This is a genomic window from Serratia sp. 2880STDY5682894, assembly GCF_001537385.1.
GTDB classification, from domain to species: domain Bacteria; phylum Pseudomonadota; class Gammaproteobacteria; order Enterobacterales; family Enterobacteriaceae; genus Serratia; species Serratia nevei.
Genome location: NZ_FCJA01000009.1, coordinates 192,586 through 206,569 on the forward strand (window position 1 = coordinate 192,586; position 13,984 = coordinate 206,569).

Sequence of the window (13,984 nt, forward strand, 5' to 3'; positions counted from 1 at the left end):
ATGAAAGTTCGTGCTTCCGTCAAGAAATTATGTCGTAACTGCAAAATCGTTAAGCGTAACGGTGTCGTTCGTGTGATTTGCAGCGCCGAGCCGAAGCATAAACAGCGTCAAGGCTGATTATCTCGCATATTTTTCTTGCAAAGTTGGGTTGAGCTGGCTAGATTAGCCAGCCAATCTTTTGTATGTCGCACTGCAACACTATTTGAGTATCCTGAAAACGGGCTTTTCAGAATGGTGTTGCTGTATAAAATAGTAGGAGTGCATAGTGGCCCGTATAGCAGGCATTAACATTCCTGATCATAAACATACCGTTATCGCCTTAACGTCGATCTTCGGTATCGGTAAAACCCGTTCACAGGCTATCTGTGCATCCACGGGTATTGCTGAAAATGTTAAGATCAGTGAGCTGTCTGAAGAGCAAATCGAAAAGCTTCGTGATGCAGTTGCCAAATACACCGTTGAGGGTGATTTGCGTCGTGAAATTACCCTGAGCATCAAGCGTCTTATGGACCTTGGTTGCTATCGTGGTTTGCGTCATCGTCGTGGTCTGCCGGTACGCGGTCAGCGCACCAAGACCAACGCTCGTACCCGTAAGGGTCCGCGCAAGCCGATCAAGAAATAATCGGGGTTATTGAATAATGGCAAAGGCACCTGTTCGTACACGTAAGCGTGTAAGAAAGCAAGTCTCTGACGGCGTGGCTCATATCCATGCTTCTTTCAACAACACCATCGTTACCATCACTGATCGTCAGGGTAATGCTTTGGGTTGGGCAACAGCCGGTGGTTCCGGTTTCCGTGGTTCTCGTAAGTCCACTCCGTTCGCAGCACAGGTTGCAGCAGAACGTTGTGCTGACGCAGTAAAAGAATACGGTATCAAGAACCTGGAAGTTATGGTTAAAGGACCTGGTCCTGGTCGTGAGTCTACTATCCGCGCTCTGAACGCGGCTGGTTTCCGCATCACTAATATTACTGATGTGACTCCGATCCCTCATAACGGTTGTCGTCCGCCGAAAAAGCGCCGCGTGTAACGCAGCTTTTAGGATTGTTGGAGAAAGAAAATGGCAAGATATTTGGGTCCTAAGCTCAAGCTGAGCCGTCGTGAGGGCACAGACCTGTTCCTTAAGTCTGGCGTTCGCGCGATCGATTCCAAGTGTAAAATTGAACAAGCACCTGGTCAGCACGGTGCGCGTAAACCGCGTCTGTCTGATTACGGTGTTCAGTTGCGTGAGAAGCAGAAAGTTCGCCGTATGTACGGCATTCTGGAGCGTCAATTCCGTAACTATTACAAAGAAGCAACCCGCCTGAAGGGCAACACCGGTGAAAACCTGTTGCAGCTGCTGGAAGGTCGTCTGGACAACGTTGTTTACCGTATGGGCTTCGGCGCTACTCGTGCAGAGTCACGTCAGCTGGTTAGCCACAAAGCAGTTATGGTAAACGGTCACGTTGTTAACATCGCTTCTTATCAGGTATCTCCGAATGACGTAGTCAGCATCCGCGAGAAAGCTAAAAAGCAGTCTCGTGTTAAAGCTTCTCTGGAGCTGGCTGAGCAGCGTGAAAAGCCGACTTGGCTGGAAGTTGATGCTGCTAAGATGGAAGGCGTGTTCAAGCGTATGCCTGAACGTACCGATCTGTCTGCGGACATTAACGAACACCTGATCGTCGAGCTTTACTCCAAGTAAAGCTTAGTACCAAAGAGAGGACACAATGCAGGGTTCTGTGACAGAGTTTCTAAAACCGCGCCTGGTAGATATCGAGCAAGTCAGTTCGACGCACGCCAAGGTGACCCTTGAGCCTTTAGAGCGTGGCTTTGGCCATACTCTTGGCAACGCACTGCGCCGTATTCTGCTTTCATCTATGCCGGGTTGCGCGGTGACCGAGGTTGAGATTGATGGTGTACTGCATGAGTACAGCACCAAAGAAGGCGTACAGGAAGATATCCTGGAGATCCTGCTCAACCTGAAAGGGCTGGCGGTGAGAGTTCAAGGCAAAGACGAAGTTATTCTTACCCTGAATAAATCTGGCATTGGCCCTGTGACCGCTGCCGACATCACCCATGATGGTGATGTCGAAATCGTCAAGCCTCAGCACGTGATTTGCCACCTGACTGATGAGAACGCGGCTATCAGCATGCGTATCAAAGTTCAGCGCGGTCGCGGTTATGTGCCGGCTTCTGCCCGAATTCATTCGGAAGAAGATGAGCGCCCAATCGGTCGTCTGTTGGTTGACGCCTGCTACAGCCCTGTAGAGCGTATCGCCTACAATGTTGAAGCTGCGCGTGTAGAACAGCGTACTGACTTGGATAAGCTGGTCATCGAGATGGAGACCAATGGCACGATCGATCCTGAAGAGGCGATCCGCCGTGCGGCCACCATTCTGGCTGAACAACTTGAAGCTTTCGTTGACCTGCGTGATGTACGTCAGCCGGAAGTTAAAGAAGAGAAACCAGAGTTCGATCCGATCTTGCTGCGCCCTGTTGACGATCTGGAATTGACTGTCCGCTCTGCTAACTGCCTCAAGGCAGAAGCTATCCACTACATCGGTGATCTGGTACAGCGTACCGAGGTTGAGTTGCTGAAAACGCCAAACCTGGGTAAAAAATCTCTTACCGAGATTAAAGACGTGCTGGCCTCACGTGGTCTGTCTCTGGGCATGCGCCTGGAAAACTGGCCGCCGGCAAGCATTGCTGACGAGTAACCGGATCACAGGTTAAGGTTTTACTGAGAAGGATAAGGTCATGCGCCATCGTAAGAGTGGTCGTCAACTGAACCGTAACAGCAGCCATCGCCAGGCTATGTTCCGTAACATGGCCGGCTCTTTGGTTCGTCATGAGATCATCAAGACGACCCTGCCAAAAGCAAAAGAGCTGCGTCGCGTTGTTGAGCCGCTGATTACTCTTGCCAAGACCGACAGCGTAGCTAATCGTCGTCTGGCATTCGCCCGTACTCGTGATAACGAGATCGTGGCAAAACTGTTTAACGAGCTGGGCCCGCGTTTCGCGAGCCGTGCCGGTGGTTACACTCGCATTCTGAAGTGTGGCTTCCGCGCAGGCGACAACGCGCCGATGGCATACATCGAGCTGGTTGATCGTGCTGAGTCTCAAGCAGAAGTAGCAACTGCAGAGTAATCTGTAGACGCGTAAAAAAACCGGGCTTGCCCGGTTTTTTTACGTCCAAACCCAGCCAAATGTGCGTAATTCTCCCGCTGCGCTTAAGATCCCCGCCCCTATCCGCTATGCTAAGGCTTCATCATTAGGCTTACCGAGGCTGTCTGTCATGGGGTTGCTCGATCAATGGGCGGAACGTCATATCCTTGATGCCCAGGATAAAGGCGAGTTCGACAATCTGCCCGGCCAGGGCCAACCGTTGGCGCTGGAAGATGACAGCGCGGTGCCGGCTGAGCTACGCGCCGGTTACCGTCTGCTGAAAAATGCCGGTTACCTGCCACCGGAGCTGGAAGATCGCAAAGAGGCGTTGACCGTTGCTCGCTTGCTGCAAGGGATTAGCAGTGAGCATCCGGACTATGTCGAACTCAGCAAACGCATGGCGCTGCTGGAGCATCGATTGCGTCAGGCAGGGATGAGTACGGATTTCTTGCATGGCGAATATCAGCGTGCATTGGACGGCAAATTCACCCGGGAGGAGAAGCCATGTTCAAGATAGGTCAGCTGGCCAAGCTTGCCGAAGTGACGCCGGATACCGTGCGTTACTATGAAAAGCAGGGCATGATGGATCACAATGTCCGCACCGAAGGCGGCTATCGGTTGTATACCGAACAGGACCTGCAGCGGCTGCGTTTCATTCGCTATGCTAAGCAGCTGGGGTTTACTCTGGAAACGATCGCCGAGCTGCTGTCGATCCGCGTCGATCCTGAGCATCATACCTGCCAAGAGTCGAAGTCGATCGTCGATGCGCGCCTGAGCGAAGTGGAAAGCAAGTTGGCGGAGCTGACTCGTATGCGCGAATCGCTGAAGCGGCTGAGTGATGCCTGCTGCGGTACAGCCCATACCAGCAATTATTGCTCTATTCTGGAAGCTTTGGAACAGGGCGCCAGCGATGAAAAAGGCAAAAAAGGTTGCTGACGGCACTTTAATTTTTATACCGCCGGCAGTATTATCGCCTCGTTTTATTACCCCATCTTTTACAGGAGCATTATCATGACGAAATATCGTCACACTAAAGGTCAGATTCAAGATAACGCCATTGAGGCGCTGCTGCATGATCCGCTATTCCGTCAACGAGTAGAAAAGAATGTGAAAGGCAAAGGTAGCTACCGGCGTAAAGAAAAACACAACAAAGGCGGTAACTGGGAGGCCAGTGGTAAACTATCAAGCGATAATTTACCACTGGCCTTCTGGTTTTAAGCATTAAAAAAGCCACCTTCATCAGGTGGCTTTTTATTGGCATAACCAAACGCTGTTTTACAGTTTTGGCTGCTGTTGCTGGCTCAGCAAGTCACGAATTTCCGTCAGCAGTTTCTCTTCTGCGGTAGGTGCTGGCGGCGCTGCCGGGGCTTCTTCCTGCTTGCGGCGCATTTTGTTCATCAATTTAATCGCCAGGAAGATGGCGAAGGCGACAATCACGAAGTCGAATACGGTTTGAATGAATGAACCGTAGTTCATTACCACCGCCGGGACGGCGCCCTGAGCTTCACGTAAAACCAGATGGAACTGTTTAAAGTCGACGCCGCCGATCAGTAGGCCCAGAGGTGGCATGATGATATCGGCCACGAAGGACGAAACAATCTTGCCGAATGCAGCACCGATAATCACACCGACGGCCAAATCGACCACGTTGCCACGCATGGCAAATTCGCGAAACTCTTTCAACATACTCATAGAACGCACCCCTTGCAGAATTAATAACTCAAGTTTAACAAAGCAATTTCCCTTTGCCACAAAAGGAGAGAAGTTTTATCTCCCCCAAGGCAGAGAACAACTACGCGATTATAGACCATCGCCTAATAAATTCGTTCTACAAGAAGAACGGGCTCGGTTGGAACAAGCGTTCAACGTCCGGCACGAATTTCTTGTCGGTAATAAACATGATGACGTGATCGCCCTGTTCGATTTTGCTGTTGCCATTGGCGATGATAACGTCGTCGCCACGCACGATCGCACCGATGGTGGTACCTGGTGGCAGCTTGATGTCTTCGACGATGCGGCCGACCACTTTGGACGTGCTTTCATCGCCGTGGGCAATCGCTTCGATCGCTTCCGCCACGCCGCGGCGCAGTGACGAAACGCTGACGATATCCGCTTTGCGCACGTGCCCCAACAGGGCGGAGATGGTCGCCTGTTGGGGGGAAATGGCAATATCGATCACGCTGCCTTGCACCAGATCGACATAGGCGCGGCGCTGGATCAATACCATTACCTTCTTGGCGCCCATGCGCTTGGCCAGCATGGCGGACATGATGTTGGCCTCATCGTCGTTGGTGATAGCGATGAAGACATCCACTTGCTCGACGTGCTCTTCGGCCAGCAGCTCCTGGTCGGAGGCATCGCCGTAGAACACGATGGTATCGTGCAGCTGCTCGGCCAGTTCGGCGGCGCGTTGCTGGTTTCGCTCGATAAGTTTGACGTTGTAGTCTTTTTCCAGCTTGGCGGCCAGGCCGGCGCCGACGTTGCCGCCACCGACGATCATGATGCGCTTATACGGTTTTTCCAGCCGCTGCAGTTCGCTCATCACCGCGCGGATGTGTTGTGATGCGGCGACGAAGAACACTTCATCACCGGCTTCGATAATGGTCGAGCCTTGCGGCCTGATCGGTCTGTCCTGGCGGAAAATTGCGGCGACGCGGGTGTCGATATGTGGCATGTGTTCGCGCATCGAAGAGAGCGCATTGCCGACCAGCGGGCCACCGTAATAGGCTTTAACCGCGGCGATGCTGACCTTGCCTTCGGCGAAATTGACCACCTGCAACGCGCCGGGGTACTCAATCAGCTTGTAGATATAGTCTATGACCAACTGTTCCGGTGAAATCAGATGGTCGATCGGCACCGCTTCCGGCAGGAACAGTTTCTCCGACTCGCGGATATATTCCGGCGCGCGGATACGGGCGATACGGTTGGGGGTATTAAACAGAGAATAGGCGATCTGGCAGGCGATCATGTTGGTTTCGTCGGAGTTGGTGACGGCGACCAGCATGTCGGCGTCTTCCGCGCCGGCTTCGCGCAGCACTCGAGGGTGAGAGCCGTGCCCCTGAACCACGCGCAGATCGAATTTATCCTGCAGCTGACGCAGACGACCGGAATCGGTATCGACGACGGTGATATCGTTGTTTTCACCCACCAGGTTTTCCGCCAGCGTCCCGCCAACCTGACCGGCACCAAGAATAATTATTTTCATCGTGTTCTCTGCTTCACACTGAAAGACTTAGGGCGCGCGTGCACGCCCCGAAGCATTACATTTTAATCAGCTTAGCGTAAAAGAAGCCATCGCCGTCCTCGGGATGCGGGATATTCTGCCGCCCAGGCCGCTGCGCATCGCCGGTTTCAACCAGCTTGGCATCGGCGTGGCGCTGCAAGAACGCGGCGATCTGGCTGCTGTTTTCATCCGGCAGGATAGAGCAGGTCGCGTAAACCATCACGCCACCCGATTTCAGATGGGGCCAGACGGCTTCCAGGATGTCGGCCTGCAGCGCGGCGAGTTCGGCGATGTCGCGATCGCGGCGCAGCCATTTGATGTCGGGATGACGGCGGATCACGCCGGTGGCGGAACAAGGTGCGTCCAGCAGGATCCGGTCGAACTGCTTGTCACCGCACCATTGCTGCGGGGTGCGGCCATCACCCAGCTTAACTTCGGCATGCAAACGCAGGCGCTGCAGGTTTTCTTTCACCCGCGCCAGGCGCTGTTCGTCGATATCGACCGCCATGACATGCGCTTTCGGTGCCGCTTCCAGAATATGCGTGGTTTTGCCGCCGGGCGCGGCGCATAAATCGAGGATCTGTTCACCGTCTTGCGGATCCAATAGATCGACACAGCCCTGGGCTGAGGCATCTTGCACGGTGACCCAGCCGTCGGCGAACCCAGGCAGATCGGTCACGGCGCAAGGCGCCAGCAAACGCACTGCATCGGTATAGTCTGCGTGAGGTTCTGCGGCGATGCCGGCGTCGGTCAACAACTGCAGATAAGCTTCCCGAGTGTGATGCAGGCGGTTGACGCGCAGCCACATCGGTGGCTTCTGGTTATTGGCGTCGACGATCTGTTCCCAGTTGGCGGGATAGGCTTGTTGAAGGCGTTTCAGCAACCAGCTTGGGTGCAGATAGCGGCTGTCATTGTTGGCGGCGCGCTGCAGCAGCTCTTCCTGCTGGCGCTGGAATTGCCGCAAGACGCCGTTAATCAGGCCTTTCAACTGCGGGCGTTTCAGCGCTACCGCGCCCTCCACGGTTTCTGCCAATACGGCGTGCGCCGGGATACGGGTATACAGCAGCTGATACAGGCCGACCATCAGCAAATAGTGCAGCGTGCGCTGCTTGCCGGTTAGCGGCTTGGCCATCAATTGCTGAATGCACCATTCGAGCTGCGGCAGCACGCGCAGCGTGCCGAAACACAGTTCCTGCAGCAACCCGCGATCTTTATCGCTGATGGTGGTTTGGAGCGCCGGCAGGACGGTGCTGAGCGACTGCCCTTGATCCAGCACCTGGCCGATAGCTTTGGCAGCGATGCTGCGGAGATTGTAATTATTTTTCATAGGCTGAAGCTGATAACGATCGGCATTAAGAAAATAACGGCCCGGCGATGAACGGCCGGGCAGTGGGGTGACTTACAGCCGGTTACCCGGGGTAAACCATTCACGACGTGAATTTAAAAGGTCTTGCGCCGACATCGGTTTCTTGCCGGCGGGCTGCAGTTGGATCAGATTGAGGATGCCGTCGGCGGTCGCCACCTGAATGCCGTGCTTGTCGGCATGGACAACGGTGCCTGGCTCCGCGTTGGTGCTTTGCGTCAGTACGCTGGCTTGCCACACTTTTACCGGTTGATCGTCGATGGTGAAGTAGCTGACCGGCCAAGGGTTGAAGGCGCGGATACAACGCTCCAACTGAGCGGCGGACAGATTCCAGTCCAGACGGGCTTCTTCTTTGCTCAGCTTCTCTGCGTAGGTGACCAGCGCTTCGTCCTGCACTTCGCGGGTGGCGCTGCCGTCTGCCATTTGGCGCAGCGTAGTCAGCATGCCCTGCGGGCCGAGCTGTGCCAGCTTGTCGTAGAGACTGGCGCTGGTATCGCTGCTCTCAATCGGGCAGGCAATCTTGTGCATCATGTCGCCAGTATCGAGACCGACGTCCATCTGCATGATGGTCACGCCGGTTTCGCTGTCGCCGGCCCAGAGCGAACGCTGGATCGGTGCCGCGCCGCGCCAGCGAGGCAGCAGCGAGCCATGTACGTTGATGCAACCGAGACGCGGCATATCCAGCACCGCCTGCGGCAGGATCAGCCCGTAGGCAACCACCACCATCACGTCGGCGTGGAGATCGGCCACCAGGCGTTGGTTTTCTTCGGGGCGCAGCGATTTGGGCTGGAAGACCGGCAGTTGGTGTTGTTCAGCCAGCACTTTGACCGGGCTTGGCGTCAGCTTGTTGCCGCGGCCTGCCGGGCGGTCGGGCTGAGTAAAAACGCCGACAATCTGGTGCTCAGATGACAACAGCGCGTCAAGATGACGCGCTGCGAAGTCTGGTGTTCCGGCGAAAATAATCCGTAAAGAGTCAGACACGTTGATTTCCTGATCGGTTAGGCGCGGGCTTGAAGCTTGGCCATTTTTTCCAGTTTCTGACGAATGCGCTGACGCTTGAGCGGCGACAGGTAATCGACGAACAGTTTACCCATCAGGTGATCCATCTCGTGCTGGATGCAGATCGCCAACAGATCGTCCGCTTCCAGCTCGAAAGGTTTGCCTTCGCGATCCAGCGCGCGGATCTTCACCTGCGCGGCACGGGGTACCAACGCACGCTGTTCGGGAATGGAAAGACAGCCTTCCTCGATGCCGGTTTCGCCGCTTTTTTCCAGCAGTTCCGGGTTGATCAGCACCAGGCGCTGATCGCGATTCTCGGAGACGTCGATCACGATAATGCGCTGATGGATATCCACCTGAGTCGCAGCCAGGCCAATGCCTTCCTCTGCGTACATGGTTTCAAACATATCATCCACGATGCGCTGGATATCTGCATTGACTTCTTTTACCGGCGCTGCGACTTTGCGCAGACGCTCGTCTGGGAAATGTAATACCTGCAAGACTGACATATATCTTTAGATCTGTATCCGAGTAATGAACGAGGTTTAACCTCTATTCTAGACATTTCCCGGCCTGATTGACAGTATTGCGCACCAATTGCTCAGATTGGTAATACCACCGTTTTTGCTGAGGGAACAGACGATGCGGCCGGAAGAGATCGCTTTACGGATGCGAGGGGTAACGGGGCTGCAGACCGTTGTGGCCAGCCGGATCGTGCGGCAGCTATCGCAAATGGGGTGCGAGCCTCGCCGCGTGCTGCATGAGCTAGGGTTGGACGAACGGCAGCAGACGCAGTTCAACCAGGTGGATCCCGGTTATCTGGCCGCGACCCTGCGTTGGCTGGAGGAGCCGGCGCACCGTATGCTGAACTACGGAGCGGCCGGCTATCCGGAACGCCTGGCCCAGATCGACGATGCGCCGCTGTTTCTGCTGATCGAGGGCGATCCTCAGGCGTTGCTGCGCCCGCAGCTCGCCATGGTTGGCAGCCGGCAGTTCAGCCACTACGGCGAGCGTTGGGCCAATTATTTCGCTGAGGAATTGGCGCGTTGCGGTTGCACCATCACCAGCGGTTTGGCGATCGGCATCGACGGCATTTGCCATCGCGCAGCGCTGGCGGCCGGGGGTTGCACGGTAGCGGTGCTGGGCAGCGGACTGGCCAATGTTTATCCACGCCGGCACCGCAGGCTCGCGGAGCAGATTGTCGAGCAGGGCGGCGCGGTGATTTCAGATCATTTGGTCACTGATTTACCTCTGGCCGACCATTTTCCGCGCCGTAACCGTATTATCAGTGGGCTGAGCCAGGGCGTTCTGGTCATAGAAGCCTCGTTGCGCAGCGGTACTCTGGTGACGGCTCGCTATGCGCTGGAGCAGGGGCGTGAAGTGTTCGCTTTGCCGGGGCCGCTAGGGAACCCGATGAGCGAGGGGACACATTGGCTGATCCAACAGGGCGCGCACCTAGTCACCGGGCCTAAAGATATCGCAGAATTGCTGGGAAGCGGCCTTCACTGGCTGCCACTGAACGAAAATACAACTATTTGTGCGTCGCAGGCTGAAGTTGAATTGCCATTTGCCGATGTGTTGGCTAACGTAGGAGATGAGGTGACACCTGTTGACGTCGTCGCTGAACGTGCCGGCCAACCTGTGCCAGTGGTGGTAATCAAGTTACTCGAACTGGAGTTAGCAGGCTGGATCGCAGCTGTACCCGGCGGCTATGTCCGAATAAGGAGGGCAAGCCATGTTCGACGTACTCATGTACTTGTTTGAAACTTATATCCACAATGAACCAGAGATGCGCGTCGATCAGGATCAACTGACTGATGATCTCGCTCAGGCGGGGTTTCATCGGGATGATATCTACAACGCGTTGAATTGGCTTGAGAAGTTGGCTGACCTGCAAGAAGGTCAAAATGCGCCTTACTTTATGGATGCCGATCCGCTGGCGATGCGGATCTACACCGAAGAGGAAAGCGCGCGTTTGGACGCCGGCTGCCGTGGTTTTCTCCTGTTCCTGGAACAGATTCAGGTATTGAACCTCGAAACCCGTGAAATGGTTATCGACCGCGTTATGGCCTTGGATAATGCGGAATTCGATCTCGAAGATCTGAAATGGGTCGTGTTGATGGTGCTGTTTAATATCCCCGGATATGAAAGCGCCTATCAGCAAATGGAAGAACTGTTGTTTGAAGTGAACGAAGGTTATCTGCATTGAGCTGATAACGCGCATAGAAGACGTTATGACAAAAAACGCGATTTTTGCCGCCAGGCAAAATGAACCCTGTCCGGAATGCGGGGCCGAGCTGGTGATCCGTAGCGGTCGCCACGGCCCTTTCCTCGGCTGTTCCCAGTACCCTGAATGCCAATATATTCGCCCGCTGAAAGCGCAGGCCGATGGGCATATCGTCAAAGTGCTGGATGGGCAGCAGTGCCCGAAGTGCCAGGCGACGTTGGTGCTGCGCCAGGGGCGCTATGGCATGTTTATCGGTTGCAGCGATTATCCGCAGTGCGATCATACTGAAGTGATCGATAAGCCTGACGAAACCGCCATTACCTGTCCGCAGTGCGGTCAGGGCAAACTGCTGCAGCGTAAATCGCGCTATGGCAAGGTTTTTCACTCCTGCGATCGTTACCCGGAATGCCAATTTGCCCTCAATGTTAAACCCGTCGCCGGTGAATGTGCCTATTGCCATTATCCGCTGCTGATGGAAAAGCGCACGGCAAAAGGCCCCGTCCTGTGCTGTGCCAGCAAGCTGTGCGGAAAACCCGTCGCGACTACAGAATAATCACATCATGAACTCAGAATTAAGCCCGAACCTTGTATCTATCATCGATGCTTTGCATCAACAGCAGGTGATTGCCTATCCTACCGAAGCGGTATTCGGCCTGGGGTGCGATCCCGACAGCGAACAGGCGGTCAATGCGCTGCTGGCGTTGAAACAGCGGCCGTGGGAAAAGGGGCTGATTCTGATCGCTGCCGACTATGCGCAGCTTAAGCCTTATATCGACGACAGTGCGCTCAGCGAACAGCAGCGCGCGACGATGTTCGCCAGCTGGCCTGGGCCGGTAACCTGGGTGTTGCCTGCTCGCCCGGAGACGCCACGTTTACTGACCGGGCGTTTCAGCTCGCTGGCGGTGCGCGTTAGCGATCACCCGTTGGTGCAGCGGCTGTGTCGGCAGTACGGCAAGCCACTGGTATCGACCAGTGCCAATCTCAGTGGGTTGGAGCCGTGCCGCAGTGCGGATGAAGTCACACGACAATTCGGCACTGCTTTCCCGGTATTGGCCGGCGAGGTGGGTGGCCGTCTTAATCCTTCCGAAATCAGAGATGCTCTGACCGGCGAACAGATCCGTCAGGGCTAGAGGTAATGGGCATGGAGAAGTTTGCGGTATTTGGCAACCCTATTGGTCACAGCAAGTCGCCGCGAATTCATGCGCTGTTCGCTGCCCAGACTGGCATTGAGCATCCTTATGGAGCGGTGTTGGCGCCGTTGGACGGTTTTGAAACCAGCCTGCAGGCGTTTATCCACGCCGGAGGGCTGGGGGCGAATGTCACGGTGCCTTTCAAAGAGCGTGCTTATGAGCTCGCCTCCGAGCTGAGCGAGCGTGCAGCGATGGCCGGGGCGGTCAATACCCTGAAGGTATTGCCGAATGGCGGTCTATTGGGGGATAACACCGACGGCATCGGTTTGCTGACCGATCTGCAGCGTCAACAATTGATCCGGCCGCAGGATCGCATTCTGCTGGTGGGCGCCGGCGGCGCAGCGCGCGGTGTGATCCTACCGCTGCTGTCTTTCGGCTGCCGGCTCACGATCACCAACCGCACCTTCAGCCGGGCTCAAGAGTTGGCCCACGCTTTCCGGCATTTGGGGGAAATCTCGGCGGCGCCGATGGATCAACTGGATCAGCAAGCGTTCGATCTGGTGATCAATGCGACAGCGTCCGGCATCAGCGGGGAGATCCCGGCCTTGCCCGCGGGCGTAGTCAACGCGAAAACCCGTTGTTATGACATGTTCTATCAGCAGGGCGTCACGCCATTCCTGGCCTGGGCGCAGCAGCGGGGGGCAACGGAATATGCCGATGGGCTGGGTATGCTGGTGGGGCAGGCGGCGCATGCTTTCCTGCTTTGGCACGAAGTGATGCCAGAGATCGAGCCGGTATTGCGCCAGCTGCGCAGCGAGCTGGCGGCATAAATCCTACCTCGTTCTCTTTATAGGGAACGGGGCGCCCATCAGATATCTTCCGACAGGTATTCGTCTTTCCAGCGTACATAGTTGTTAGAAGAATAAAGCAATCCCTCCAACTCGGCGGCGGTCAACGGCCGAACCTGGCGTGCCGGGCTGCCCATATAAAGATAGCCGCTCGCCAGGCGCTTGCCCGGCGCCACCAAACTGCCGGCACCAATCATTACGTCGTCTTCTACTACTACACCGTCTAACAGGATCGATCCCATACCGACCAGCACCCGGTTGCCGATGGCGCAGCCGTGCAGCATCGCTTTATGGCCCACGGTCACGTCTTCCCCAATCAGCAGGGGATAACCGTCTGGGTTGTGTTCGGAACGGTGAGTCACATGCAGTACGCTGCCGTCCTGAATATTGCTGCGCGCGCCGATCTTTACCGCATTGACGTCGCCGCGGATAGCGACCAGCGGCCAGATGCTGACGTCATCCGCCAGATCGACGTCGCCGATCACGACGCTGGAAGGATCGATCAAGACGCGCTGACCGAGTTTGGGGGTGTATTGAAGATAAGAACGTACTGCATCGGACATAATGCTGCCTCACGTCGGGATCATATTTACCGGCAATACTAGACTCTGGCGATGGAATTACAACCAACAGCAGCACCGGATCCTGCGGGAAATGGCCCTGATCGCACAAGATCCACCCGGAAGGGCTGAAAAGTGTGCAAACAGAAAGAAAAGATCAAAAAAGGGGTTGTGCAAAAAACTCGGATCCCTATAATGCGCCTCCATCGACACGGCGCAAGTGATTCACTTCACACGGCGGCCGGGAAGAAAGAGAAAAAATCCTGAAAATTAGGGTTGACTCTGAAAGAGGAAAGCGTAATATACGCCACCTCGAGTTAGCAAGCGAAAGCGCCTAACTCACTGCTCTTTAACAATTTATCAGACAATCTGTGTGGGCACTCCACAAGACGATATCCAGCATCTTCGGATGCAAAAAAAATATCAAGTCTTGAAGAGTGACTAACTGAAGTAAAATTCATGCAGTAAATCTTTGAGCATCGCTTCTCGAGT

General features: G+C 55.2%; 20 protein-coding genes. 14 read left to right on the top strand and 6 right to left on the bottom strand.

Features of this window, described 5'->3' with window-relative positions; translation table 11 throughout:
* The 9 genes from rpmJ (at nucleotide 1) to AWX27_RS19905 (ending at nucleotide 4,360) form a co-directional block, all read left to right on the top strand.
* The gene (rpmJ, locus tag AWX27_RS24745; protein WP_002227352.1) at nucleotides 1-117 is read left to right on the top strand and encodes a 50S ribosomal protein L36; all 117 of its coding nucleotides are present in this window, start codon (nucleotides 1-3) and stop codon (nucleotides 115-117) included.
* A gap of 148 nt (nucleotides 118-265) precedes the next feature.
* Nucleotides 266-622 (top strand): 30S ribosomal protein S13, encoded by a 357-nt coding sequence (gene rpsM / locus AWX27_RS19870; protein WP_004929734.1) that lies wholly within the window; start codon nucleotides 266-268, stop codon nucleotides 620-622.
* Between the two features lie 16 nt (nucleotides 623-638).
* Entirely contained in the window at nucleotides 639-1,028 is a 390-nt protein-coding gene (gene rpsK / locus AWX27_RS19875; protein ID WP_004929731.1) for a 30S ribosomal protein S11, read from the top strand.
* Between the two features lie 30 nt (nucleotides 1,029-1,058).
* Nucleotides 1,059-1,679 (top strand): 30S ribosomal protein S4, encoded by a 621-nt coding sequence (gene rpsD / locus AWX27_RS19880; protein ID WP_025304496.1) that lies wholly within the window; start codon nucleotides 1,059-1,061, stop codon nucleotides 1,677-1,679.
* A 25-nt stretch (nucleotides 1,680-1,704) separates the two neighbouring features.
* Nucleotides 1,705-2,694, top strand: coding sequence for a DNA-directed RNA polymerase subunit alpha (rpoA, locus tag AWX27_RS19885; protein ID WP_002919219.1), 990 nt, complete (start codon nucleotides 1,705-1,707; stop codon nucleotides 2,692-2,694).
* A 40-nt stretch (nucleotides 2,695-2,734) separates the two neighbouring features.
* Nucleotides 2,735-3,124 carry a 50S ribosomal protein L17 gene (rplQ, locus tag AWX27_RS19890; protein WP_004929726.1) on the top strand — a complete coding sequence of 130 codons (390 nt, stop codon included), beginning with the start codon at nucleotides 2,735-2,737 and terminating at the stop codon, nucleotides 3,122-3,124.
* A gap of 148 nt (nucleotides 3,125-3,272) precedes the next feature.
* Nucleotides 3,273-3,659 (top strand): DnaJ family domain-containing protein, encoded by a 387-nt coding sequence (locus AWX27_RS19895; protein WP_060424588.1) that lies wholly within the window; start codon nucleotides 3,273-3,275, stop codon nucleotides 3,657-3,659.
* The gene (zntR, locus tag AWX27_RS19900; protein ID WP_033636251.1) at nucleotides 3,647-4,078 is read left to right on the top strand and encodes a Zn(2+)-responsive transcriptional regulator; all 432 of its coding nucleotides are present in this window, start codon (nucleotides 3,647-3,649) and stop codon (nucleotides 4,076-4,078) included. The genes AWX27_RS19895 and zntR overlap by 13 nt, the downstream gene beginning before the upstream one ends.
* A 75-nt stretch (nucleotides 4,079-4,153) precedes the next feature.
* Nucleotides 4,154-4,360 carry an alternative ribosome-rescue factor A gene (locus AWX27_RS19905; RefSeq protein WP_033639242.1) on the top strand — a complete coding sequence of 69 codons (207 nt, stop codon included), beginning with the start codon at nucleotides 4,154-4,156 and terminating at the stop codon, nucleotides 4,358-4,360.
* A gap of 57 nt (nucleotides 4,361-4,417) precedes the next feature.
* Here AWX27_RS19905 and mscL read toward each other — a convergent pair whose 3' ends face one another.
* From mscL to def, 5 genes are all read right to left on the bottom strand, one after another.
* The gene (gene mscL, locus AWX27_RS19910) at nucleotides 4,418-4,834 is read right to left on the bottom strand and encodes a large-conductance mechanosensitive channel protein MscL (RefSeq protein WP_025304493.1); all 417 of its coding nucleotides are present in this window, start codon (nucleotides 4,832-4,834) and stop codon (nucleotides 4,418-4,420) included.
* A 136-nt stretch (nucleotides 4,835-4,970) separates the two neighbouring features.
* Entirely contained in the window at nucleotides 4,971-6,347 is a 1,377-nt protein-coding gene (gene trkA / locus AWX27_RS19915; protein WP_004929716.1) for a Trk system potassium transporter TrkA, read from the bottom strand.
* Nucleotides 6,348-6,402: 55 nt separating this feature from the next.
* Nucleotides 6,403-7,692 (bottom strand): 16S rRNA (cytosine(967)-C(5))-methyltransferase RsmB, encoded by a 1,290-nt coding sequence (gene rsmB, locus AWX27_RS19920; protein ID WP_060424589.1) that lies wholly within the window; start codon nucleotides 7,690-7,692, stop codon nucleotides 6,403-6,405.
* Between the two features lie 72 nt (nucleotides 7,693-7,764).
* Nucleotides 7,765-8,709, bottom strand: coding sequence for a methionyl-tRNA formyltransferase (gene fmt / locus AWX27_RS19925; protein ID WP_060424591.1), 945 nt, complete (start codon nucleotides 8,707-8,709; stop codon nucleotides 7,765-7,767).
* Nucleotides 8,710-8,726: 17 nt separating this feature from the next.
* Nucleotides 8,727-9,236, bottom strand: coding sequence for a peptide deformylase (gene def / locus AWX27_RS19930; protein WP_015379260.1), 510 nt, complete (start codon nucleotides 9,234-9,236; stop codon nucleotides 8,727-8,729).
* 133 nt (nucleotides 9,237-9,369) lie between these two features.
* Between def and dprA the strand changes: the two genes are divergently transcribed.
* The 5 genes from dprA to aroE are packed head-to-tail and all read left to right on the top strand — an operon-like array spanning nucleotide 9,370 to nucleotide 12,914.
* Complete coding sequence (gene dprA / locus AWX27_RS19935) at nucleotides 9,370-10,491, top strand: DNA-protecting protein DprA (protein WP_060424593.1); 1,122 nt, start codon at nucleotides 9,370-9,372, stop codon at nucleotides 10,489-10,491.
* Nucleotides 10,463-10,936 carry a DUF494 family protein Smg gene (smg, locus tag AWX27_RS19940; RefSeq protein ID WP_033650013.1) on the top strand — a complete coding sequence of 158 codons (474 nt, stop codon included), beginning with the start codon at nucleotides 10,463-10,465 and terminating at the stop codon, nucleotides 10,934-10,936. Before dprA ends, smg begins: the two co-directional genes overlap by 29 nt.
* Nucleotides 10,937-10,961: 25 nt before the next feature.
* Entirely contained in the window at nucleotides 10,962-11,507 is a 546-nt protein-coding gene (locus AWX27_RS19945; RefSeq protein WP_019456195.1) for a DNA topoisomerase family protein, read from the top strand.
* 7 nt (nucleotides 11,508-11,514) lie between these two features.
* Nucleotides 11,515-12,084: an L-threonylcarbamoyladenylate synthase type 1 TsaC gene (gene tsaC / locus AWX27_RS19950; protein WP_047729720.1), complete on the top strand. Its 570-nt coding sequence runs from the start codon at nucleotides 11,515-11,517 to the stop codon at nucleotides 12,082-12,084.
* Between the two features lie 11 nt (nucleotides 12,085-12,095).
* The gene (gene aroE, locus AWX27_RS19955; protein WP_060424604.1) at nucleotides 12,096-12,914 is read left to right on the top strand and encodes a shikimate dehydrogenase; all 819 of its coding nucleotides are present in this window, start codon (nucleotides 12,096-12,098) and stop codon (nucleotides 12,912-12,914) included.
* Between the two features lie 38 nt (nucleotides 12,915-12,952).
* Here the strand turns inward: aroE and AWX27_RS19960 are convergent, their stop codons facing one another.
* Nucleotides 12,953-13,495: a gamma carbonic anhydrase family protein gene (locus AWX27_RS19960; RefSeq protein ID WP_004929699.1), complete on the bottom strand. Its 543-nt coding sequence runs from the start codon at nucleotides 13,493-13,495 to the stop codon at nucleotides 12,953-12,955.
* Nucleotides 13,496-13,984: the final 489 nt, after the last annotated feature.